This window comes from candidate division TA06 bacterium B3_TA06 (assembly GCA_005223075.1).
Taxonomy (GTDB): Bacteria; Hydrothermota; Tepidihabitantia; order B3-TA06; family B3-TA06; genus B3-TA06.
The window spans coordinates 82432-104809 of sequence record NJBO01000005.1; the positions used below are offsets into that span (position 1 = coordinate 82432).

Annotated in this window: 18 protein-coding genes and 2 tRNA genes; 14 read left to right on the forward strand and 6 right to left on the reverse strand. The window is 51.5% G+C overall.

Going from position 1 to position 22378, the window contains the following annotated elements:
- Nucleotides 1-80: 80 nt before the first annotated feature.
- Nucleotides 81-2597 carry a hypothetical protein gene (locus CEE36_04575; protein ID TKJ43313.1) on the reverse strand — a complete coding sequence of 839 codons (2517 nt, stop codon included), beginning with the start codon at nt 2595-2597 and terminating at the stop codon, nt 81-83.
- Between the two features lie 558 nt (nt 2598-3155).
- On the opposite strand from CEE36_04575, the gene CEE36_04580 reads away from it, so the two are divergent.
- Nucleotides 3156-3800 carry a hypothetical protein gene (locus CEE36_04580; GenBank protein TKJ43314.1) on the forward strand — a complete coding sequence of 215 codons (645 nt, stop codon included), beginning with the start codon at nt 3156-3158 and terminating at the stop codon, nt 3798-3800.
- Nucleotides 3787-5028, forward strand: coding sequence for a glycosyl transferase family 1 (locus tag CEE36_04585; GenBank protein ID TKJ43366.1), 1242 nt, complete (start codon nt 3787-3789; stop codon nt 5026-5028). The genes CEE36_04580 and CEE36_04585 overlap by 14 nt, the downstream gene beginning before the upstream one ends.
- A 212-nt stretch (nt 5029-5240) precedes the next feature.
- On the opposite strand, the gene CEE36_04590 is transcribed toward CEE36_04585, so the two are convergent.
- Nucleotides 5241-5678 (reverse strand): molecular chaperone, encoded by a 438-nt coding sequence (locus CEE36_04590; GenBank protein TKJ43315.1) that lies wholly within the window; start codon nt 5676-5678, stop codon nt 5241-5243.
- A 632-nt stretch (nt 5679-6310) separates the two neighbouring features.
- On the opposite strand from CEE36_04590, the gene CEE36_04595 reads away from it, so the two are divergent.
- The 6 genes from CEE36_04595 (at nt 6311) to CEE36_04620 (ending at nt 12490) form a co-directional block, all read left to right on the forward strand.
- On the forward strand, nt 6311-6736 hold the full coding sequence (locus CEE36_04595; protein TKJ43316.1) for a hypothetical protein: 426 nt from the start codon (nt 6311-6313) through the stop codon (nt 6734-6736).
- 92 nt (nt 6737-6828) lie between these two features.
- Entirely contained in the window at nt 6829-8322 is a 1494-nt protein-coding gene (locus tag CEE36_04600; GenBank protein TKJ43317.1) for a trehalose-6-phosphate synthase, read from the forward strand.
- The gene (gene otsB / locus CEE36_04605) at nt 8319-9086 is read left to right on the forward strand and encodes a trehalose-phosphatase (protein ID TKJ43318.1); all 768 of its coding nucleotides are present in this window, start codon (nt 8319-8321) and stop codon (nt 9084-9086) included. Before CEE36_04600 ends, otsB begins: the two co-directional genes overlap by 4 nt.
- Nucleotides 9083-9832 (forward strand): hypothetical protein, encoded by a 750-nt coding sequence (locus CEE36_04610; GenBank protein ID TKJ43319.1) that lies wholly within the window; start codon nt 9083-9085, stop codon nt 9830-9832. Before otsB ends, CEE36_04610 begins: the two co-directional genes overlap by 4 nt.
- Before the next feature lie 775 nt (nt 9833-10607).
- Nucleotides 10608-11813, forward strand: coding sequence for a putative DNA modification/repair radical SAM protein (locus CEE36_04615; protein TKJ43320.1), 1206 nt, complete (start codon nt 10608-10610; stop codon nt 11811-11813).
- 278 nt (nt 11814-12091) lie between these two features.
- Complete coding sequence (locus tag CEE36_04620) at nt 12092-12490, forward strand: hypothetical protein (protein TKJ43321.1); 399 nt, start codon at nt 12092-12094, stop codon at nt 12488-12490.
- Nucleotides 12491-12689: 199 nt separating this feature from the next.
- Here the strand turns inward: CEE36_04620 and CEE36_04625 are convergent.
- Nucleotides 12690-12761: transfer RNA gene (locus tag CEE36_04625), tRNA-Asn, on the reverse strand.
- A gap of 318 nt (nt 12762-13079) precedes the next feature.
- Here CEE36_04625 and CEE36_04630 point away from each other — a divergent pair.
- The 3 genes from CEE36_04630 to CEE36_04640 all read left to right on the forward strand — a co-directional run bounded on the left by CEE36_04630 (nt 13080) and on the right by CEE36_04640 (nt 17463).
- Nucleotides 13080-14471, forward strand: a complete 1392-nt coding sequence (locus CEE36_04630; protein TKJ43322.1) for a hypothetical protein — start codon at nt 13080-13082, stop codon at nt 14469-14471.
- 47 nt (nt 14472-14518) lie between these two features.
- Nucleotides 14519-15886, forward strand: coding sequence for a hypothetical protein (locus CEE36_04635; protein TKJ43323.1), 1368 nt, complete (start codon nt 14519-14521; stop codon nt 15884-15886).
- Nucleotides 15887-16212: 326 nt separating this feature from the next.
- Nucleotides 16213-17463, forward strand: coding sequence for a lysine 2,3-aminomutase (locus CEE36_04640; protein ID TKJ43324.1), 1251 nt, complete (start codon nt 16213-16215; stop codon nt 17461-17463).
- Here the strand turns inward: CEE36_04640 and CEE36_04645 are convergent, their stop codons facing one another.
- Entirely contained in the window at nt 17464-17646 is a 183-nt protein-coding gene (locus tag CEE36_04645; GenBank protein ID TKJ43325.1) for a hypothetical protein, read from the reverse strand.
- A gap of 568 nt (nt 17647-18214) precedes the next feature.
- Between CEE36_04645 and CEE36_04650 the strand changes: the two genes are divergently transcribed.
- The 3 genes from CEE36_04650 (at nt 18215) to xth (ending at nt 20818) form a co-directional block, all read left to right on the forward strand.
- Nucleotides 18215-18562: a hypothetical protein gene (locus CEE36_04650; GenBank protein ID TKJ43326.1), complete on the forward strand. Its 348-nt coding sequence runs from the start codon at nt 18215-18217 to the stop codon at nt 18560-18562.
- A gap of 30 nt (nt 18563-18592) precedes the next feature.
- A complete protein-coding gene (locus CEE36_04655) occupies nt 18593-19678 on the forward strand; it encodes a hypothetical protein (protein ID TKJ43327.1) in 1086 nt (361 codons plus the stop codon).
- Nucleotides 19679-20041: 363 nt separating this feature from the next.
- Nucleotides 20042-20818 (forward strand): exodeoxyribonuclease III, encoded by a 777-nt coding sequence (gene xth, locus CEE36_04660; GenBank protein TKJ43328.1) that lies wholly within the window; start codon nt 20042-20044, stop codon nt 20816-20818.
- 239 nt (nt 20819-21057) lie between these two features.
- On the opposite strand, the gene CEE36_04665 is transcribed toward xth, so the two are convergent.
- On the reverse strand, nt 21058-22017 hold the full coding sequence (locus tag CEE36_04665) for a DNA/RNA endonuclease (protein TKJ43367.1): 960 nt from the start codon (nt 22015-22017) through the stop codon (nt 21058-21060).
- A gap of 214 nt (nt 22018-22231) precedes the next feature.
- Nucleotides 22232-22307, reverse strand: a tRNA-His gene (locus CEE36_04670).
- Nucleotides 22308-22378 lie beyond the last annotated feature (71 nt).

A 22378-nucleotide genomic window follows, 5' to 3' on the forward strand; every position in this document is an offset into this window, starting at 1 on the left:
TCGTTCTCCTTCGGAACGCAGATTGCACTGATCAGGGGTGTTTTAAATCTGCGTTAATCTGTGAAATCTGCGGTTTTGAACTAAGGTATCCACTCCGCGTCAAAGAATCCGGCCTTTATTACCCCGCCCCAGCCTTTGTCGTGGACCGCATCTGAGAAGATGATGTAGTCAGGGATGCCTGCGCCCGAATAGAGGCTCGAGAAGTAGCCGGAAAGCTTCAGGCCATCGGAGCCGATACCTTCAAAGATCAAGACCTTTTTTGCATCATTTAAGGGATTGGGATAGACGAAAACCGCAGCTATGGCTTCCGGGGGAAGTATCTCTTGGCTAACGACAAAACGATCCTCCTCGATCCTGATCGGTAGATCTTTCTCGATCCTTGCAGTAACCGCGTTCTGCTCCGCGTTGCCGAACAGGATGAGGTTGTAGGAGCTTATGATCTCTTCGGTCACCGCGGTATCCGGCACAATCCTTACAGTGCCGTTTGCCACTACCCACCATCGCTGCGCTTCGCCTGCGGCCTTATGCAACAGCTTTGTAGTGGTTTCATCGTCTGCTTGAGTCCCATAAACAAGGATGAAAGGTTCGTAGTAGGCACCTTTGATCGGCGGATGGGGGAGGAGGTAGGTATCGGTTTCTGCTACCTGCCAGACCCTTTCGGTCGTTGTCCCGAACTGCGCACCCTTCCTGGTTGATAGCAAGAGGTGGCGGGTTTTTTGAATTGCTTTCTCGAACACAATCGAGTCTGTCTTGGCTATCGTGGAGAGTGTGTCGTCGTCAATTATCAGCGCAATTTTAGTCCCTGCTTTCTCCTCGCGTAAGCGTAAGGCGAAACGGCTCACGTTGACCGTCCTGATGCGGTATCCATCATCCTCAACCCAGCCTTCAATCACTGCGTCCTGCCTTCGATCCTTTATTGCATGGATGTGCAGCCAGTAGGCGCCGTTGTTCTGTGTAAGGTCGGCGCTGCGGTAGTAAACGTGTTCAGGATAGGGATCGCGAACCTGTTTCTGCATGAACTCCATCATGCGAGGCCAGTTCACGCAGGCAATGCCGTCGTCTGACCACCAGTGGGGCTTCTCCGGCACCTCCTCGTAATGATAATCGAATCCCAGCCGATTTAACCTTTTAGCGTATAGCCTTGCCTGAAACGCGGGAACGTTGTCGTCGGCACCGCCCTGAAGGATGTAGATGGGCAGGTTGGATGCGTTCTCAAGCCGGGCAAGCTGGTTGTCTGTTCGCAGGACATGGTCGCGCACAGCCAGCTGCCAGGGTTCTGCGTACAGTATTGACTTCTGCCACGTCCATGGAACGTAAAGCTGATGGTTTGTCCAGCCTGCACCCGGAGATGCGGAGGCGAAGAGATCAGGATGCGTAAGTCCCACGTGCCAGACCCCGTGCCCGCCCATGGAGTGACCTGTGAGATGGATTCGATCCTCGTCTATGGGGTATCGTTCCTTGACCTGTTCCAGCACCTCAAGAGCGTCCAGCCTGCCCCAGTCCTGCCAGTCGAATCCGAACGGCCTGCGGTTGGTGGGCGAGACCACGAAAGCCCAGTCCTTCTGCGTATAGGCGTTCACAAGACCTATGGCCTCGACCCCTGCGCCGTGCAGGGAAAAGATTAAGGGGTATTTTCTGGCGGGATCGTAGTTTCGAGGAGGCATTATCCCGTAATACTGGACCGAGTTGTCGATTGCGGATATGAAGGTCTCTTTTCTCGACTGATCCGGCTCTCTGCAGCGCAGCTTGAGGGTGGCTTCGGTTCGACCGTTTTCCCAGACCACGGACACCGGCAGTATCAGGGTATCGCCGGGGATGGAGTCAGGGAGGAGGGCGCCGAGCGAGAACTTAAACGGGGCTTTGTAGAAGCTCATGGGAGCTACAGGAGGCAGATCAAAGGTATCCGAAACGAATCCATCTCCGCCGACTACCAGCTTTACATCCTCCAGCCAATCTTCCGTACTGTTGGAGAGGGGCAGGGCGGCAAGGAACGGGCCTGTGGAATCGGCATATACCAGATCAGGAAGCGCTGCGTCCTTTGTGATTAGCCTTACGTCATCATCTACAGGAATGAGCATGAACTTTACCTTATCGTCGCCCGCACCGCCCAGGCGCAGCCAGATGTGGTTGAGACCGGAATCGAGCATCACCGGCACCTGAACGTAGCCTTTCCCGTAGATGTCTCCTGCGTAGCTCTGGCTGTTGACAAGGAAACCGCACCGCATGGCAACTGCCAGGGCGCAGGAACGTTCCGGAACCTCGACTTCCGCATAGGCGTAGCCTGAGTTGAAAAGGGCTGAGATTCCGTAAAAATCCTGCAGGGTATCCCACTTCACGTTTGGATAGTTGGTGGTAAGCCAACCGCTGGAATCGAGTTCTACTTTCTCCCAGACTACCCATCCGCCGGTGGCCATCACACTGAAATGAGTATCGCCTTTCTTGGGGATGTAGCGTGAGCCGTCTTCAGGCTCTGGCAGGTTTCGCCAGCCTGCCTCGCGCACCCCTCTCAGAAACGGGCCGCACACCAGGTACTCCTGTGGAAAGATGGTGTCCTGGATTGAAGGAACTGCACAAAGCAAACTCAAAATCAAAAACATGGAATGCCTCCTTGGGTTGGTAGGATGTTTTCAGGATGCTAAGCGAAGCTTGAGGAAAGTCAAGGGAATTAGGTATGTAGTGCGGGGCTTTAGCCCCGCTAGAAAGGCTAGGCGAACCTAAAGGTTCGCGCTACAGGGCTATTATTAGAATCAGGGGGTAGTCAAAGGTCGACCTTAATCAAGGCACGTCAGATATATGAGATCGCCGCGCTCCCTTCGGGAGCTCGCGATGACACCCTCACCTCTGCGATCTTTTTAGCCGAAGGGTAAAAAGGAGCATTAAGGCCCGATTGAATAAATTGCGGGCTGACCTAAAGGTCAGCCCCTACTTTTAACTTAGTCGGTCGCAATGACGGGATGTTTTGGAGTGCCTTGTTGCAGGAACTTTCCTGTCGAAAGTTTGGGGGTGAGAGTTTTGCGATCTTTTTAGCCGAAGGGTAAAAAGGAGCATTAAGCGACACGGTCGTTGCACTCCATAATTTCATTCCAATCTTTTCCCTGCAGGGGAAAAGGAGGATATAAAGGTTGACTCGTTAGGAGGAAGTGGTATAATTCCGCGTGGCCAAGCCTTTTCAGTTTTTCACCGAGCAGGGCATAGTCTATTACTCAGGTTACAAAGCCGACAACCTCAAAGCGCTTTTGACCGGTCTGCGCGGGGTGCCGTCATCCTCTATATTCTATCACCTCTATCACTCGCTTCTGCGCCGGCACTTTACCACCACCGACTACATGAACGACTTTGCTCAGTGGGTATGGGGGGTGCTCTGGCAGAAGACGTTGGGGGAGAAGCTTGCCTCGTTTGATCCTTTAGAGTTTACGCGTCTGCGCGACGCACGCGCTCGGCTTATAGAGATCGTTGATGCTTACGTAGGGGAGACCGAGTACTTCCTGCGCGTATCCGAGGAGCAGGCCTTCTACTTCCTGTGTATGAAGAGTTTCGTTTATCCCTTAGGTGTTCAGGCCTCGAGTCTACCTGAGCTCATGCAGGCACTGCGTGTGGTCTCACCGCAGAGCATTTTTTATCATCTCATAGAGTCCAGGCTTCGTCTACGTGAGCCTACCAACGATCTTTCCGACTGGCTTAAGACACAACTGGATATGCCTGATCTTGCCGCGACCATCAACACCTTCTCTCCCTACGAGTACAACCTGGAAGAGTTAAGAAACAAGATAATAGCCGTGGTCCATGATGCCATCAAGTAACAACAAACATCACCTTGAGGATTACGCCCCGATCGTTACCTCGGGTGTTATCAGGGAGATAGAGGAGCTGGCGCGTTTGCTGGGTCCGGTAAGGATCGTCCACGTTAACTCAACCAAGGAGGGGGGAGGCGTTGCAGAGATCCTCGGCTGGTTCATACCGATTATTGAAGAGTTGGGTATGAAGGTGGATTGGGAGGTCATAACCGGCGAGAAAGATTTCTTCACCATTACAAAGAAGTTCCACAACGCCCTTCACGGCCAGCCCGAGGAATTCACCGAGGAGATGTTTGCCGCATATCTTGATAACGTTGGCAAAAACGCTCCCAAGATACCTGAGGATGTCGACTTCGTGGTGATACACGATCCCCAGCCGGTGGCGATGATTGAACGCTACCCTGATCGCTCCAATCGCTGGGCCTGGCGCTGCCACATCGATCTATCCGAGGCCGATCTCAGGGTCTGGGGTTTCCTGAGGCCGTTCGTTGAACGCTACGATGGGGCGGTGTTCCATCTGCCTCAGTACACTAAGAACCTGATGGCGCCGCAGTTCATCGTCCCGCCGGCGATAGACCCACTTGCACCGAAGAACGAGAAACTCTCCGAGGAGGAGGTCTCTTCGACACTTCACAAGCTAGGTGTAGCGAATGACAAACGCATCATTCTGCAGGTCGCGCGGTTTGATAGATTGAAGGGTCCCTTTGGCGCCATAGAGGCCTTCAGGCTGGTGCGACGCTGGTATGACTGCCGCTTGATACTTGCCGGAGGTTCTGCCACCGACGATCCTGAAAGTCAGGCGGTGCTTGCCGAGATTCAAGATATGGCCGGAGATGACCCAGACATCCATATCCTCAACCTGCCGCCGGACTCGCACCGAGAGATAAACGCGCTTCAGCGTGCGGCCACCGTAGTTGTCCAGAACTCAAGGCGGGAAGGATTCGGACTCACCGTGACCGAGGCGATGTGGAAAGCCAAGCCGGTGGTGGGAACCGATATCGGCGGCATCCGGCATCAGATAATGCATGGGGTTTCCGGATTCCTTACCCACTCGGTAGAAGGTCTTGCCTATCGAATCCGACAACTTTTTGGCAACGAGAACATAGCAAAGCGCTTCGGTCAGCAGGCACGGGAGTATGTGCGCAACAACCTGTTGGTTCCGCATCACATCCGCCGCTGGCTTCTTGTATTTCACTCCTTGCGCAGGAAGAACGGCGACCTGATAACACTGTAACACCCCACGAAATCACAGAGTGATTTCGCGGGGACCCCAATTAAATGCTCCTTTTTCGTCTGGAAGGCTAAAAAGATCGCAGGATTAAAAAATGTCGGGCCGGTTTATAACCGGCCCTTTCGTTGTTTTTTTGCGAACTTTTTGACGTTAGTCAAAAAGGAGCAATTAGCTTCGGGGTTCCCCGCGAAGTTACGCAGTAACTTCGTGGGGTGTCATTCTACCTCGATCTCTTTGGCCCTGGCCTTGTCAGACTTGGGGAAGGTTATCTCCAGAACGCCTTCCTTATAGCTGGCCTTGGCCTTGTCAGACTCAACCTCGATCGGTAAGGAGACCACACGCTGAAACTTCCCGTAGGCATGCTCTACGCGATGGAAGTGCCGATCCTTCTCCTCGGCCTCATGCCGCCGCTCCCCTGAGATCACAAGGTTGTCACCGACGGTCTGGATCTTGATGTCTTCCTTCTTCATGCCCGGGATCTCGGCACGGACAACGAGTGAGTCCTTGGTCTCCTCAATATCAACAGCTGGGCCCCACAATGTTGGATACCCCTCGCTTGGCCAGCGGCCGAAGAACGAGTCGAACAACCGATCCATATCACGGCGGAATGAGTCAATTCCCCAGAAGGGGTCGTATCTCTTTATCTTACCCATTTTTGCAAACCTCCTTATGGTCTTGAAGTTTCCTGACGGCTTTTAACCCGTCAACTATATTATAGTTTGCTAAAATGGATTGTCAAGCCCGTTAAAAGGTCTGCACCTCAAGAGATAGTTACTAAGGTTACGCAGAATGAAGGGAGGGTAGCGATCTCATAGGACTCCTTGCAATGACACCCCCTCCTTAATCCTCCCCCATCAAGGGGGAGGAGACAAGGAGTCATTGCGAGCAAGCCGAAGGCTTGCGTGGCTCAGAAGGATGAGGCTCGCCGAATAATCTTATATGTGGCACGATGTGAATGTAGAGGAGTCCTTTTAAGATCTCTCGATAGCTGGTGATTTAAGGACTCGGATAATCCGCGGTTCGATGATATATAGGTACATATGAGATTGCTCCGTAGCCGTCGTCCTTCGGAGCTTCGTCCGTCCTTGCAATGACAAAAGCAATGTGGATCGGAGGCTTTCGTCCGTTCGGATACAATAGCTGGAAGGACACAACCAAGCATCCTCCGTCATCGCGACTGACCGAATGAAGGGAGGCGATCTCAACCCCTTGCTACCTGGTAACGATGTATTGCTCAGTCGCCGGACGGAGATTAAGCAACAGGCAGGGGTAAGGTTTCGTCTTAATGGAAAAGATGAACTCTTTGATTGCTCGCTACCGGATATTGGCTTCCAGACAACTTGCTCGTAGGGGATGGATGCGTTGTCTTATATGGGGGGCAGTCAAGGCAACGCTCGAGGGGGTGGCGTTTTTCTTCGGCATAACCAACGTATGGATGCGTGTTAGCATCGGGCTTATCTGGGTGGGTATCGTGGCGGCGGCAATTATACTTTTTATTACTACCAAACGCAGCCTTAAGTTGCTGGAGCAAGAGAAAGGTCTGCGGGTTTTCCTCAGGCTTCAGATTGTTGCTTTAATACTTCTCGGCATCCAGTTACCCCTTTTATCTTTTGCGGTTTTCTTTGCTGATGGTCTTGTGACTATAGTTTCCACATTTCTCTTTGTTATTTCGGGCTACTCTGTATCGGTAAGGCTTCGCGACAAACACTGACCTTTTCTGGTCGCGTTAACCTTCTTTAAGGGTGACTTAGCATTTACCCTCAGCATACTTGACAATTCCTTTTTCTAAGATAGGATGATGCCGTGAGATCAGAGAGAAGCAAAAAGACCGGGCAGGAGAATTTATCCGGGCGTTCTTCAAAAAAGAAGAAACGTCGTCTTCTGGTGGTCTCCAACCGTAGTCCCTATTACCTGGAATCAACAGGTGGCACCATGCGCATGGTCCGCAACGTCAGTGGTATGGTTACCGGTCTGGAACCGGTGCTTAGCTCAACAAAAGGGATGTGGATAGCATGGGGAACGGCTCCTGAGAACTGTTCTGCCGATACCTATCGTATTCCACCCTCCAATCCTACCTTTGATCTTAAACTTATCCCCCTTGATTTTGACGAACTCAAGCACTTTTACCTGGGTTTTTCCAACTCCACGCTCTGGCCGCTTGCCCATAATTTCCTTGGCCGTACCGCTTATCTTGAGGAAGACTGGCGGGTCTATGTGGCTGTGAATCAAAAATTTGCCGCCGCGGTTGCCCAAGAGGCAAAGCCTTCTGATCTCATCTGGGTAAACGACTATCATCTGGCCCTTGTTCCAATGATGCTGCGTTCGCTGCGTGTGCGTTCGAAGATCGGTTTCTTCTGGCACATACCTTTTCCCCCTTTTGATCTTTTCAGAACACTGCCCTGGCGTAAGGAGTTTCTTGAAGGGTTGATCAAAGCCGACCTTATTGGGTTTCACTGCCGGTCGTACGTTCAGAACTTCCTGCACGCCGTAGAGGATATATTGAAGAGGGATGTTTCCTTTGGCAAGGGGTTGATTCGTAATAAGCGGACGGTTAAGGTGGAGGCATTCCCGATGGGGGTGGATTACCCAGGGATTCAAGAGCTTGTCCATAAAGAAGAGACCCAGGAGGCGGCCAAGCGCCTGCGGCAGGATATTGGGGTGGAGCACATCGTTCTGGGTGTGGACAGGCTTGACTACTCCAAGGGTATACCCGAGCGTCTTGCGGCAGTGGAGAGGTTCCTTGAGGAGAATCCTCGTTACCTGGGCAAGATCTCGTTTGTACAGATATCGGTTCCGAGTCGCATTCAGATCCCTGAATACTATCGAATGAGACAGGAGGTTGAGAATGCGGTTGGAAGGATAAACGGCCGATTTGCACATGCTGCCTGGACCCCGGTTTACTACTACTTTCGTGCCTTGCCTTTTGAGGAACTCGTCACCTATTATCTCGCCGCGGATCTATGTTTTGTTACACCCCTGCGTGATGGCATGAACCTTATAGCCAAGGAGTACGTGGCGGCTCAGGATCCACAAAAAGGGATGCTTGTGCTTTCGGAGTTTGCGGGTGCTGCCGAGGAACTGAAGGAAGCGGTGATCGTGAATCCTTACAGTATACCTTCGCTTGTCCGTGGGCTCAAGGAAGCACTTGAGATAAATGTTGCAGAAAGGCGCACACGTATGAGCCGGATGCGTAAACGTCTGCGCCGCAAAAACGTTGAGAAATGGGGCAGGGCATTCCTGGATCGTTTGAAGGAGTCTTCTTACGATGGTAAGAGGGTACGGAGGAAGAAGGTATGAGCCAGAAGGATGAGTTGTTGAATCGCATTAAGTCTTCTTCAGGGCTTTTGTTGCTTTTTGATTTTGACGGGACCCTTGTTGATATAGCCCCGACACCTGATTCGGTTATCCCTCCGCCTGAGTTAAAGATAGTCCTGCGACAGCTTTTAGAGCGTCCCATGACTAACGTGGCGATCCTCAGCGGAAGAAGCCTTTCAGAGCTGCAGGAGTTTATTCCATCTACAATCCCTGTTGCGCTTGCCGGATGTCATGGGTGCGAGCTTCAGATGCCTGGAGAGCTTGAACAGTCCATACTTGATGATGAAGCGATTCAGCAAGATTTAGATGTTTTTGCGACAAGCCTTGAAGAGCTCGCGGACTGGCCAGGCATAATTATCGAGCACAAAGGATGTGCCGTTGCCATGCACTACCGCCTCGCCGATGAAACGACGGTAGAGCACGCCTACGAGGAGTTTTACTCTAAAGCCGAAGCTCTTGAGAGCTACGAGGAGATGGAGATCGTCGAAGGCAAGGAGGTTGTGGAGCTGCGTCCTTCAGGCATGAACAAGGGGATTGCGGTCTCCTTCCTTGTCGAAAACTTTTGTCCCTCAGACAACGCGCTGATCGTCTACTTTGGTGACGACACCACCGACCGTGATGGTTTTGCAGCGTTGCCTGAGGGTGCACTTCGAGTAGCGGTGGGGGAGAAGCTGGCCGATCAAGCCGATTACGTGTTTTCCTCCCCGGCCGAGTTGCTTGAACTGATTCGAGGATTGCTTCAATGACCTATAACCGTTTACTTGAAGAATACTCCCCAACCGAGGCGCGGAACGCCGGGGAGTTCGGTCTCATTGAGTGGTTGTTCCTGCTTTACGAGATAGCCGCGATTATCCTTATCTTCGGCACACTTGTTAAGATATTGGATAGAACCTATGTCGGGCCGGTGCTGGATGTTGTTTCCCAGAATGCCCCTGCGGCGATCCTTCTGGTGCTTTTGTTCTTACATATAGGTGTCCTGCTCGTGTTCTTTATCCTCAGGAAGCCGATCGCCCTGTACCTGGTTATTGGATTCCTCGGCCTGATGGCGGTTTTCTCCATTGTTGAGTTTTTTATGGGCAATGCAACCGGCTACAACATAGCGGGTTTGCTTGTTTCGATCTTTTGGATTGCCTACCTTAGCTACTCAAAGCGAATGAAGCTGCGCTTCTTATACAATGGGTGGTTTTCTGCGGCCCTGCGTCGTATCTACTGCCCTCACTGTAAAAGGGAAGTCACCCTGGATGCGGAAGGCTGCGGCGACGAGTTAACTGAGGATGAACGTTTTGAAGCGTTCTGTGAACGGATAACCAACGTAGAGGTTCCTGCAGACGTGCGCGTGGCACAGATAGGGCTTCTTGAAAAACGCTTCGGAAAAAAGGCCCTGGGTTTTCTCACCGAGCAATACAAAAAGCAAGAGTCCTCTGAGTTTGCTTCCGCCAAGATACTCTCTGCGCTTTCCCATGCTCTTGGAATGGGCAAAAAGCAGGATTAGTGTTTTTCACTTAAACCGTCTGGGAATTAGCCATCACAGGGTGGTGATTTGACGAGTTGCAGATTGATAAGCCATCTTGACCTGATGTGGTAACTCCCGCACTCATACCGACAGTCCGAAAGAGAAAACAATCTATGATCACCACACTTAAAACATTACTGCCGTCTCCAGTGGAACAAGGAAGATATGTGCGACCCTACATTGTTATCAGGCAGCAAGGGATCGAGATCGTCAAGCAAAAGACAGGGAAGTTGATGAAGTTCCTATCAAGATGATTGTAGCCGATGGAGCGGAGTCCGGCTTCTGTCCTGCGGGGGTGCAAGAAGCGATAGAGAGGCACTCTTGTCTGCGCCACACTGGACTGGATAATCTACACCCCTCCCTTGACGGGAGGGGGTAGGGGGAGGGTGAACTAATGCTCCTTTTGTCCCTTTGGGATAAAAGATCGCAAGCGGCCAAAGGTTTCTATGGAGAAGCGGAAGGAAAGATTGAAAACGATTCTTCGGTGGTCCCACCGCAGCTGCCCAGCAGACCTGTGGGGTGGAGTTGTGCTGTTGTATCCGAACGGACGAAGCTCCGAAGAACGACGGTTACGAAGCGAATCGGTTGAATGTCCAAGCTCATCTCGGCTTTAGGTTTTTGCTGTGTCTTTGGCCGCTACAACTTTAGGAGTTGCTGCCTCTGGGGGAGAGGGAAAGAGATGTGTGTTACGGGTGTTACGGGTGTGTTACGGGGGGGGGGTTGACAAATCCTGATTTTTGAGTAGAGTAAACATATGGACTCTCAAGAGAAGCTGGAAGCCCTGGGGGTTGCTGCCCAGTATGACCTGTGCGGTGCGTGTTGTAATCCCAAGAACGATCCAAAAGCGCATCGCCAGCGTGGGCATATGGAGCGCTGGGTTTACCCTGCCGCCCTGCCTGACGGCCGTTCCATACTTCTAATGAAGGTCCTTATGTCCAACGTCTGTGAGAACAACTGCCTCTACTGCGTTAACCGGCGAGGCAACGACCAGCCTATCCTATCCTTTGCGCCACAGGAACTTGCCTCGCTCTTCATGAGGATGTTTCACGCCAACCTTGTGCAGGGGCTATTTTTGTCCTCGGCGATCTTCAAGAGCGCTGTCCAGACGATGGATCGGATGATCAAAACGGTTGAGCTTTTACGCTATCGGTATCGGTTCCAGGGATATATTCATCTTAAGGTTCTTCCAGGAGCCGGTATATCGCAACTTGAACGTGCGGTAAAGCTTGCCGACAGGGTAAGCGTTAACCTTGAGGCCCCATCCGTGTCCAGGCTTTCAAAAATCGCACCTCAGAAGAGATTTAGTGAGGAGCTTCTCAGCCGCATCCGCTTACTCTCCAGGTTAATAAAACAGGCCAATCACGGCAAGCGCTACGGCCCAAAAGGACAGACCACACAGTTCGTGGTGGGTGCTGCAGGTGAGTCGGATACCGAGATTTTAGGCATCTCCAAGAATCTTTACGATAAGCTTGACCTTTCACGTATCTACTTCAGCGCGTTTCAACCTGCAGTAGGTACGCCGCTTGATGGGCTTAAGCCAACGCCCCTACTGCGAGAGCACCGGCTCTACCAAGCTGACTTCCTCTTTCGACGCTACGGGTTCTCAATGGAAGAGATCGGGTTTACTGAAGAGGGGAATCTTCCTTTAAGAAAAGACCCCAAGACGATCTGGGCCGAGGGACATCCGGAATACTTTCCTGTAGAGGTAAATACCGCACCCAAAGAGCTTCTTCTAAGAATCCCAGGGTTCGGCCCCATCACCGTTAAACGAATCCTGCGTATCCGCACAGAACACCGAATCCGCAGCCTTGATCAGCTTAAACGCATGGGGGCAGTTACCAGGAACGCGCTCGGCTACGTCCTGCTTGACGGACACCTGCCAGGCAAACCTTCCTCCTCACAGCTCGATATCTGGCAGCCTGAGCCGGTTAGCTTTGCCGTAACCCGTAACACCCCGTAACATCCCGTACCCCTTCGGGGTAGAGTCTGCCCCTTGAAGTATTTTATACTTCATGCTGCTTCGATTCAATCGGTTAAATATTCAATCCCTTTGGTAATTTCTTAAACCTTTGCCTTTGCCAGAAAAGGGGAGATTTACTTGACTTGCTCCTTAATCATGTTACAATCCAATTGAACGTAAAATCTTACATGTGCATGGCGCACTTGCACTTAGGCCCAAAAACAGGTGTAACATTTGCATTACAGTTGACAAGGGCTATTTTTTGACTATTCTTATGTATGGAAGTTATAGTTGACAAAAAGACCCAAGAATTTTGGGCGAGCCGCATGCTCAACCCTGATCTTCTTGACGGTGCGATCGATCTTATCAAGGATAAGTTGGGCACCCGCATCGAAGAGGTCAGGGCGGATAAACTAGGTATCCACTTTATCTCCGACGGTCGGATCATAATGTCCCTTTACGCCTCCTACCCTTATCTGCGCGTCTCGTTTGCCCCTGCAGCCGGGCTTCTGCTTCAAGAGGACGAATCATTCGAGGTACATCGGTACAACTTCTGGGAAACAACCTGGCGTATGACTCATGAGTGCTACACCGGAATGTCTATCTGGATCGCTGAGCGTAAGCATCTTAAGGCCTTTGACAAACTTCTTGGAAGGATTAAGGAAGGTCGCGGTTGACGGAATCCGCAGGATTCCTTTAATCCCTGGAAAGGCTTAGTTAACGTTAAAAAGGCCCCGGTTTTGCGGGGCCTTACTCTTTATGTCACCTGAAGTGGTTGAGAGGATATCCGGTCGAATCATTCAGGGACTTATAACATCAGTGGATTGTTCTCGGGGTCCCCGAGCGAATACGAGGTATTCGCTTGGGGTGAATTAACTCCCCGGGAGGGATTCGAACCCCCGACCTAGTGGTTAACAGCCACCCGCTCTTCCGCTGAGCTACCGGGGAATTTGAGGGAGTATAGTCGAGAAAAATCGCGTGTCAAGACAACCTGTGGAGGCTGTAGGCCAATCCAAGATTGAATTGTGATACTATTTAGTTTGATTATGTCTAAAATACTTGACAATGAGGGGGGGGCTATAATGAAGGTACCCGGGGGTGCATAAGGCATCTTCGTGAAAAAATCAAACAAAGGAGGACGTAATGTCCAAAAAACTCCTTATCATCGCCGCGGTTGCGGTGATGCTCGTGGGCGGGGCAACCGCCCCCACTTGACAAACGAGGATTTTGTCTTAACATTAATAAACATTAATAGCGGAGGTCTACATGAAAAGGATTTGCCAGCTTAGTGTAGCAGTAAGCCTGCTACTTGTTACCATCCCGCTCTATGGGGGCTGGATACGCACCTATGGAGGGGAATATGGTGACCGCGGTAAGTGGGTGGAGCAGACCTCAGACGGAGGCTACATCATTACAGGACACTTCGGACTTCCCTATAATCCTTACTTACACCAAGATCTTTATCTTCTCAAGGTAGATTCCGTAGGCGATACCCTATGGGCACGCAATTACTGGGCATTGCCAACACATATGGCGGAAGGCTACTGCGTTCAGCAGACCTCGGACGGAGGATATGTTATCGTAGGGATGAACTTCACACGACTATGGGTCTTAAAGACTGATGAGAATGGCGACACCTTGTGGACTCTAGAATGGGGAGTTTCCGGCCCCTGCGTGCGAGAGGCCCAGGATGACGGTTATATAATCACAGGCTCCGCGTCCACCCAAGAATATGGTTATGAGCTATTAGTCTCCAAAATCGATACGGGACGCGTGGTGTGGACGCGCGAGTACGGCGGAGAATATCGGCAGGAGGGTACCAGTCTGCAGCTGACATCAGATGGAGGTTACATCGTCACTGGGGTAACAGAGCAGGAACTTGGCGGGCCAAACGATCCATGGTTATTGAAGACCGATGTAGATGGCGACTCCCTTTGGGCACGCGCCTATAGCGTGGGGGACGAGGAACTAAATGCCAGGAGCGACTGCGTTCAGGAAACATCGGACGGAGGCTATATCATAAGCGGAATAACGAATGGGAGCTTATTCATCTTGAAGACCGACTCGGTGGGCGATTCGTTGTGGGCGCGCATCTACGGCGACGGCGTCACTGATGGCACCTTCCGCACCTCCATTTGTCAGACAGCTAATGGTGGATATATCATCGCAAGTACGAAAAGATACTCGGACTCTACAAGCGCAGTTTGGCTCTTAAAGGCCAATGAGCTGGGCGATACGCTTTGGACACGTACCTTTGGCAACGCTTGGGATAGGAACAGAAGCAACTGCGTTCAAGTAACCTCAGATGGAGGTTATATCATCACTGGATACATGGAATCTTACAGTCCTGGCGGCTCAAAGGACATCTTGCTCATAAAGACCGATTCTCTCGGCTATGTGAGCGTTGAAGAGGAGCCAGTTATGGAGTCTGTCATCCAGCTTTCAGCATCCCTCAACCGGCTCTCATACGACGTCCCCGGCGAGGCGCAGCTTACCCTCTACTCCGCCGACGGCCGCAAGGTACTCGAAGAAACTATCGAGGGCAAAGGCATCTGGACGCCCTCCCCGCCCTCCTCCCTCCTCCCCGCAGGAGTGTATTTCGCCAGGGTGAAGTCCAACTCAAGCAGTGCTGTTGGCAAGATTGTAATCCTCCACTAAACCTTGACAAATCCCTGGTTTGTCTTATATTAACGTTGGAGGTATACATGAAAAGGACTTCACGTATCATCATAGTAGCAAGCCTGCTACTTGTTAGCGTCCCGCTCTCTGCAGGGTGGATTCATACCTATGGAGGGATAGGTGAGGATGGTGGTTACTGGGTGGAGCAAACCCCGGATGGGGGCTACATCGTCGCAGGTCACTCCATGAAAGGAAGGTGGGATTATTTTTACCTCGTCAAGACGGATTCCCTAGGAGATACATTATGGACCCGTACCCCCCTGTCGAGTGGGGACGGATCCGAACGTGGAGCTCGTTGTGTTCAGCAGACCTCGGACGGGGGCTACATCGTCGCAGGAGAAAGGGCAGGCTGGACAGCGGTTTTAAAAACTGATGAGAATGGCGACTCCTTGTGGTGGAGGATTTTCACTTCCATGCGGCCCACTCTAGGCACCTGCGTGCGAGAGACCTCGGATGGAGGATATGTAATATCAGGGAGATACGGGCTTCTAAAGCTCGACTCGGCGGGTGACTCGGTTTGGATGCGTTTGTATGAAGAGAAGAGCAGGCACTTGCAACTGACCCATGATGGTGGCTATATCACTACAGGACAACAATATGCTGGTGACAAGGGATGGTTAGTACGGTTAATGAGAACCGATGGGGACGGCGATTCCCTTTGGGCATGCCTCTATAGTTTAGGGGAGGAGAGACCATTCGCTATGGGCTGCTGCGTTCAGGAGACCTCGGACGGCGGGTATATCATAAGCGGAGAGACGAGGCGTGTTGGTGTGCCCGATTCAAGCAAGTTGTTCATCTTAAAGACCGATGCAAGCGGGGACTCTCTTTGGGCGCACCTCTATGGTAGCGAAGGTTACAACATCGGTTACTCCATTTGCCAGACCCCTGATGGCGGCTATATCATCACAGGTGTGAAGGAACTCAAGCAGTTCACAGGTGGGGTTTGGCTCCTAAAGACCGATGAGCACGGGGATACGCTTTGGACGCGCACCTTTGGCAACAAAGCTGAGGACAAAGGGCGCTGCGTTCAGGTGACCTCAGATGGAGGTTATGTTATCTGCGGGTCGACAGGCTCCTACTGTCCCTGGGGCAGAGGAACGGAGGTTCTCTTGATAAAGACCGATTCTCTCGGCTATGTGAGCCTTGAAGAGGAGCCAGTTATGGAGTCCCCCATCCGCCTTGAAGCGTCCCTCAACCGCCTTGCCTACGATGTCCCTGGCGAAGCAAAACTTACCCTCTACTCCGCCGACGGGCGTAAGGTGCTTGAAGAAACCATCCAGGGCAAAGGCACCTGGACGCCCTCCCCGCCCTCCTCCCAGCCCTCCGGCGTCTACTTCGCACGGGTTGAGGGTGGGGCGTCATACCAAACGAAGAAAGTGGTCTTAGTCAAATAACTTCCCCTCCCCTGGTGGGAGGGGATTAAGGGGAGGGGGATAAGCCCGTCGGGGCCGACCTTCAGGGCGATATGTAGAACAGACACTCCTGTCTGTTTGCGCAGGCTGGAGAGCCTGCACCACATTCTTTTCAGCCGTTAAGGGTTGCATCTGGATTGTTTTTGCGTATTATTGAGGCAAACTGAGAGGAGTTGGCTTCATTCTTTAGGTTGAAGTTGAATCGAACATTGCCAATTTAAGCGTCTATAATAAGTGCCCTTAGGAACTTCGTCTTAATCGCAACTCTGTTCATTAAGGTTTAGGTATGAAGATTAAAGGAGAGTAAGATGATTGACAGTAAACGCCAACGCGCGCTGAATCGTGCCCAGAAACTGCGCGAGCGAATCGAAGAATATCTTGAATCCAGAAAGACAATCCACACCGGCTTTGACGTGGTTGAAGATGTCGAGGTACGCAAGCGTCGTATCCTGGACGCCTTGGGTGGAACCCAGGAGCAGTGGAACGACTGGCACTGGCAGCTTAGAAACCGTATCCGTGATGTGGACACCCTGGCCCGGCTAATCGAACTCGAGGAGCAGGATCTGGCAGACATCACCAGGGTCGGAAGGCATTACCGCTGGGCGGTCTCGCCCTACTACCTTTCCCTGGCCGACTTCTCCGATCGTTTCGGTCCCATAAAGCTTCAAGCTATTCCATTGATAGCCGAGCTTACCGTGTCGGGTGGAACACTTGATCCCATGGGGGAGGAGTATACCTCGCCTGCCCCTGCCATCACCCGGCGCTACCCTGACCGGTTGATAATCCTCGCCTCAAACATCTGTCCCACCTACTGCCGACATTGTCAGCGCCGAAGGCTTCTCGGTCAGAAAGACCATCACACAGATTGGGGAAAGATCGAATCCTCGATCAAGTATATCCGCGACAACCCCGAGATTCGTGACGTTTTGATCACAGGCGGCGATCCACTGACCCGGGAGGATGAGGATATCGAACGTATGCTTTCGACTTTGCGTAAGATAGACCACGTCGAGATAATCCGCATCGGCTCACGCACACCGGTAACCATGCCACAGCGCATCACACCTGAGCTGGTAAAGATGCTTAGCAAGTATCACCCCTTTTTCTTCAACACCCAGTTCAACCATCCGCGCGAGATAACACCGGATTCTGCCAGAGCCTGCCAGATGCTTGCCGATGCTGGCATCCCCATGGGCAACCAGATGGTGCTTCTGAATGGGATCAACGACCGATGCAGCGTGGTTAAGGCACTCAATCAGGAACTCTTGAAGATCAGGGTGAAACCTTACTACATCTTCCACGCCAAGGAGATCAAGGGCGCGCTCCATTTCGTGACCTCGGTGGACAAGGGGATCGAGATAATGGAGTTTTTGCGCGGCTACACCTCTGGCCTTGCGATTCCCTGCTACATCATCAACGCGCCTCACGGTCTTGGCAAGACCCCGATACTGCCTCAATACGTGCTCTCCCGGGGCCCGGATTTCATAACTATCCGCACCTGGGAGAACAAGGTCGTGCGCTACCCCAACCGCCGGGAAGTGGACATACGGCAATTCTAATTAACCGCAGATTTCGCAGATTTCACGGATTAAACCACCTACCCCTTGATAGGAGAGGGTAGGGTGGGGGTGAGGAAAGTCCCCCTTATCAAGGGGGAATAAAAGGGGGATCCCTCCGTCCGCTCTCGAAGAGCGTCCACCTCCCTTATCAAGGGAGGCTTTTGTTTGGAGTGCGACAACCATGTTGTCGCCGCAACGACACGGTCGTTGCACTCCAGAGAAGCAGTTTTAATCCGCAGATTAGAACTCCTTACAGTCGTTCTCCTTCGGAACGCAGATGGCGCAGATTAAATCCCCCTCCTTGGTGGACAGCGTGCCCCTTGGGGTGCCAATTTTACTGCACCCCATAGGGTAGGGGGTTAGGGGGCGGGGAGTTCGATACCCCTTCCCCCGGCGTTTTGTCAGCGGCTAATTGACATCCCACTGGCCCACTGGCCAGTTGGCTGTTAGCCGTCAGCCGTGAGCTTTTAGGAGGGTGAGCTGAAGCTTGGCGATAGACTGTAATCATACCTCCCCCTCAACGGGGGAGGGTAGGGTGGGGGTGATCTACCGTTTCCTCAGCGACGCTTCACCCTCCCCTTTATCCCCTCCCGTCGAGGGAGGGGTACTTTTGGAGAGCACTTGACACCCAGCATAACCCACGTTAAAATCGCCAGCCCACGTAGTGCGAGGCTTTAGCCTCGCAGCGAACCTAAAGGTTCGCGCTACATGTTCGCCTTGACTTAAATCAACCTTTCTTATACAATACCTGATGGCTAAACCAAAAGAACGTAAGCCCCAACCCAACCCGAAAGAATGGAAGTGGTGCAAGCACCCGGAGTGTATGAAGCAAGCTCAACAGCTTGAGGGGTTCGGTGGAGTAAACGAACAAGAGTTAATGAGAGAGTATTCGGAGCTTTGCGCCATCTTTCTTGAGGATTACTGCTGGGGACACCTTAGTAACAAAGCTGAATATAGAGTGAAAATTCAAAAAAGTATCCAAGAAGGCCACTTACTCATCGGTCGCCGCAACGACGCGGTAGTTGCGCTCCAGAGTTATTCTCTCGGATTATTTCCCCCCTCCCTGGTGGAGGGGGACAAAGGGGGAGGGGATGCTTGACACCTCGCATAACCTACATTAAAATCGCACATGGCTAAACCCAAAGGGCGCAAACCCGCAAAAGATTCCAAACCCCCCGACCCGAAAGTATGGAAGGGATGTAAAGCTGAAGGATGTACGAAGTACGCCCCCTTCCTTGAAGAATATTGCTGGAAGCATTTGTCCGATGATAAGAAAACCGCTTATAAAAGGAAGATTGAGTTGTGGGCAAAAACGGAACAACATTTAGAGAGAGCCAACCTTCAAGAAGTCAATCTGGAGGGGGCAGACCTCTCTAGGTCTTTACTCGACAAAGCAGTTCTACGAAATGCGAATCTGAAAGGTGCTTATCTTCGAGACGCTAGGCTCTATGGGGCCCTTCTCTTTGGTTGTAGTTTAGAAGGTGCACACTTAGAAAGGGCTTTTATGTGGAAGGCTGATCTTAAAGATACCAACCTTGACAAAGCGATTTTCAGCGGGGCCAACCTTGGTCAAGCCTATTTGAGCGGGGCAATATGGCGGGATGCATACGACTTAACTTGGGCCAACATTCAAGAAATCGGTGAAGAGGTGGACCGAGATTGGATAGAAGCCGGTGATGTATATAGAGATCTAAAAGCCTACTTCAAACAAAAAGGCCAGTATGGCGATGAATCTAAAGCTTACTATAGAGAAAAGCTGATGGCGAAACACAATGCGTTCTGGCGTTGTTTCTATGGCCAGCAGCCTCCAGGAATTTTTTTAAAGAAATCGCGTCCCCATACTAAGCGTCGCTCAAAAGTTAATACCTTCTTCCGATGGCTCGTGTTGTGGTTTTCGTGGGCGGTTATGGGTTTCGGTGAAAGGTGGTGGCTGACCGCGTTCTGGGCGGTAGGCTTCATCCTCGGCTTCGGGCTTCTTTACTTCTGGGGTACAAACGCTGGGTGGGGACAACTGCTTTACAAAGGGAACCAGCAAATCAAGAGCATCTGGGACTGCCTTTACTTCAGCGTGGTTACCTTTGCAACCCTGGGGTTCGGCGACATCTCGCCCGCCCTGAAAAGCTGGGCCAAGCTTCCGGTTATCGGTGAGGTCATCATGGGTTACGTCTTCCTTGGCACATTGGTCACCCTCATCGCCCGCAAGATGGGGCGGTAAAATACCCCACGCGGTTGCTTCGCATCCGCGCGGGGACCCCAGATACTTTGTATATCCCACAAAGTTACTACGCAGTTACTCCGCAAGCGTCGTCATTTCATGTCGCGGGGACCCCGAAATTTTGTCCATCTTTTGTCTAGCTTTTGACTACCTTTTTTCACCCCACAAATCTGCTACGCAGTTACTCCGCAAGCGTCGTCATTTCATGTCGTGGGGACCCCGAATTTTGACCACCTTTTGGGTACCTTTTGACCCATTTTTGACCAGGTTTTGACCAGCTTTTTTGTAACGAGTGCGATGTAGGGCTGACCGGGTTCCATGAAGAGGGACTTGAAATTTTTCACAAGTAGAGTATCATAAGTTATGGTAAAGCTGACACTTCTTTCGTGGAACGTAAACGGGATAAGGGCCGCGCACCGCAAGGGATTCCTTGAATGGCTCAAGCAGGCACAGCCGGATTTCCTCGGCATTCAGGAGACCAAAGCCCAGCCAGAACAGCTCACCAACGATCTCTTGGAGATCCCAGGTTACCACGTCTATTACTCAAGCGCAGAGCGCAAGGGATATGCGGGCACCGCAGCGTTCTGTAAACAAGAACCCCTCAAGGTGGAGTACGGATTAGGCGAGGAGCGGTTCGACAACGAGGGCAGGCTCATCATCCTTCACTTTCCGGAGTTCGTGCTTTTTAACGTGTACATACCAAACGGCGGTGCGGGAAACTACCGCGTCCCCTACAAACTTGCCTACTCGGACAAGATGCTCGAGCTTGCCGAGGGATTCAGAAAAGAGGAGAGGGGTGTAATCCTCTGCGGCGACTTCAACACCGCGCACGCCGAGATCGACCTTGCCCGGCCCAAGCCGAATCGGAAGAACACCGGGTTCTTGCCAGAGGAATGCGCCTGGCTGGATAAGTTCACCGAACACGGATACATAGACACCTTCCGCCACTTCTATCCTGACCGCAGGGAGGCCTACACCTGGTGGGATCAACGCTTCAAGGCGCGTGAGCGCAACGTTGGCTGGCGCATAGACTACTTCTTTATTACGCCTGACCTCGCGGATAACCTCAAATCCGCCTTCATCCTATCCGATGTGATGGGCTCAGATCACTGCCCGGTTGGGATAGAGCTTGAGTTTTAATGAGATGCGGGCCGACCTGAAGGTCGGCCCCTACAGTCTCCTAACCTCCCCCACCAGGGGGGAGGAATATAATAGATTGGAATCCCCCTCCCTTCGTGGAGGGGGTAGGGGGAGGGGTAAAGGGGTATGAATGCCAACATCCTTTATGCGCTTGCGCTCTCTGTGTTTGCCGGTTTATCTAGAGCGAGCGACGTGGAACGGCCTCTCTAGCCTCCAGTGCAATATTTGTAGATGCGTCCCTAAGGACGACACCTAGAACAGGGAGTGTACCCCCTCCGAATAGCTTGTGATTTAGAGATTGCTATCCTGCTAGAGTGAAGGTACCCGCATGAACCCCTATGATATTTTTTCCCAGTCCGTGTAATGTATACTGTTACATCTCTCTCTTGAGGCGGTTTCTTAGGAGGCGGTGCAGTAATCTCCTTAGGATGGGTAGAAGTAACGTCGAAAGTCCAAGCCGATTCTATTCGGCTTTCCAATGCCATCTCTAATGGATCTGGAAGATCAGAAAAAAAATTTATTCCGGTCAGCGTCTCTACAGAATCTATCGTTACTGCATAGGTTTTTAAACCTTGGTATGATCCTTGATTCGCCAGAACAAATCCAATCCCCTTCACTTCGGGAGGCTTGAGATCAAGTATTACTTTGTAAAAGTAGTTTGGAACAGCGACGCGATTCGGTCCTATTGTCGGCAGATTATCCGGCAAAACTGGTCCAGTAACTATGTAGATTTCTTCGTATCGCTTTGCCCAATTCCGTACCTGTTGTTCTAGTCGTTTCCATATGCCTCTGTTGAAGTTCGGCCTCTGAGGACTCATATTGCTCATGAAGAACGATTCAGACATTACAGTTGGGGACCAAGCCATATCTGCCGCTGGTGCCAAATGACCTCTGTCATAACCCGAATTCCGGTAATCTGACAACTCTGCAGAACCAGTTTCTACCATCGGGTCCGGGCGAAAATCATTAGTTCTTGAATAAGTACCACTTGCTCTTTCAGCTGTTAACTTGTATGCTACCCACTCGGCTTGCTCGCAATTTTCTCTGTATTTGAGTGTATAAGCGGTATGCCTGATTATCTCGTCTTCAAATGTATAAGCTGGAAGGCCAAATTCATGAGTAGGTTGCGGAAGGTAATTGGCAGGGGTCTGAGGACCAGATTTTGATTGATGTGATCCACACGAGTTTAACAAGGGCATGCTGAATAAAACTAGTATCAGCATACTAACGTAAGCAAGCTTGCTCTTCACCACTCCTCCTTTTAGTTAAGCTTACTTAAAACGATATAAGATTATGCTGGGGCAAAAATAAAACTGCCGCCAGGACTCCTCCTTACTCGCTTACATAAGTATATTCAATAAACTGGCCTTGTCTAGTCCCAAAGGGAGAAGAAAATTTTTGTGAAATGTTATTTAGGGTGGGTGAGGGGACTTGAACCCCCAACATCTTGAGCCACAGTCAAGTGCTCTGCCAATTGAGCTACACCCACCAAGTAGCAATTGATTCTAATCGAAATCACCGGGGTGTCAAGATTACCCTGGAGCAGTTCCTGTTTCCACC

Bases quoted from the DNA above. Each gene is read 5' to 3' on its own strand.
- CEE36_04575 (TKJ43313.1), bottom strand. From the start codon at position 2,597: ATGTTTTTGATTTTGAGTTTGCTTTGTGCAGTTCCTTCAATCCAGGAC.
- CEE36_04585 (TKJ43366.1), top strand. From the start codon at position 3,787: ATGCCATCAAGTAACAACAAACATCACCTTGAGGATTACGCCCCGATC.
- CEE36_04590 (TKJ43315.1), bottom strand. From the start codon at position 5,678: ATGGGTAAGATAAAGAGATACGACCCCTTCTGGGGAATTGACTCATTC.
- CEE36_04595 (TKJ43316.1), top strand. From the start codon at position 6,311: ATGGAAAAGATGAACTCTTTGATTGCTCGCTACCGGATATTGGCTTCC.
- otsB (TKJ43318.1), top strand. From the start codon at position 8,319: ATGAGCCAGAAGGATGAGTTGTTGAATCGCATTAAGTCTTCTTCAGGG.
- CEE36_04610 (TKJ43319.1), top strand. From the start codon at position 9,083: ATGACCTATAACCGTTTACTTGAAGAATACTCCCCAACCGAGGCGCGG.
- CEE36_04615 (TKJ43320.1), top strand. From the start codon at position 10,608: ATGGACTCTCAAGAGAAGCTGGAAGCCCTGGGGGTTGCTGCCCAGTAT.
- CEE36_04620 (TKJ43321.1), top strand. From the start codon at position 12,092: ATGGAAGTTATAGTTGACAAAAAGACCCAAGAATTTTGGGCGAGCCGC.
- CEE36_04630 (TKJ43322.1), top strand. From the start codon at position 13,080: ATGAAAAGGATTTGCCAGCTTAGTGTAGCAGTAAGCCTGCTACTTGTT.
- CEE36_04635 (TKJ43323.1), top strand. From the start codon at position 14,519: ATGAAAAGGACTTCACGTATCATCATAGTAGCAAGCCTGCTACTTGTT.
- CEE36_04640 (TKJ43324.1), top strand. From the start codon at position 16,213: ATGATTGACAGTAAACGCCAACGCGCGCTGAATCGTGCCCAGAAACTG.
- CEE36_04645 (TKJ43325.1), bottom strand. From the start codon at position 17,646: ATGGTTGTCGCACTCCAAACAAAAGCCTCCCTTGATAAGGGAGGTGGA.
- CEE36_04650 (TKJ43326.1), top strand. From the start codon at position 18,215: ATGGCTAAACCAAAAGAACGTAAGCCCCAACCCAACCCGAAAGAATGG.
- CEE36_04655 (TKJ43327.1), top strand. From the start codon at position 18,593: ATGGCTAAACCCAAAGGGCGCAAACCCGCAAAAGATTCCAAACCCCCC.
- xth (TKJ43328.1), top strand. From the start codon at position 20,042: ATGGTAAAGCTGACACTTCTTTCGTGGAACGTAAACGGGATAAGGGCC.
- CEE36_04665 (TKJ43367.1), bottom strand. From the start codon at position 22,017: ATGCCCTTGTTAAACTCGTGTGGATCACATCAATCAAAATCTGGTCCT.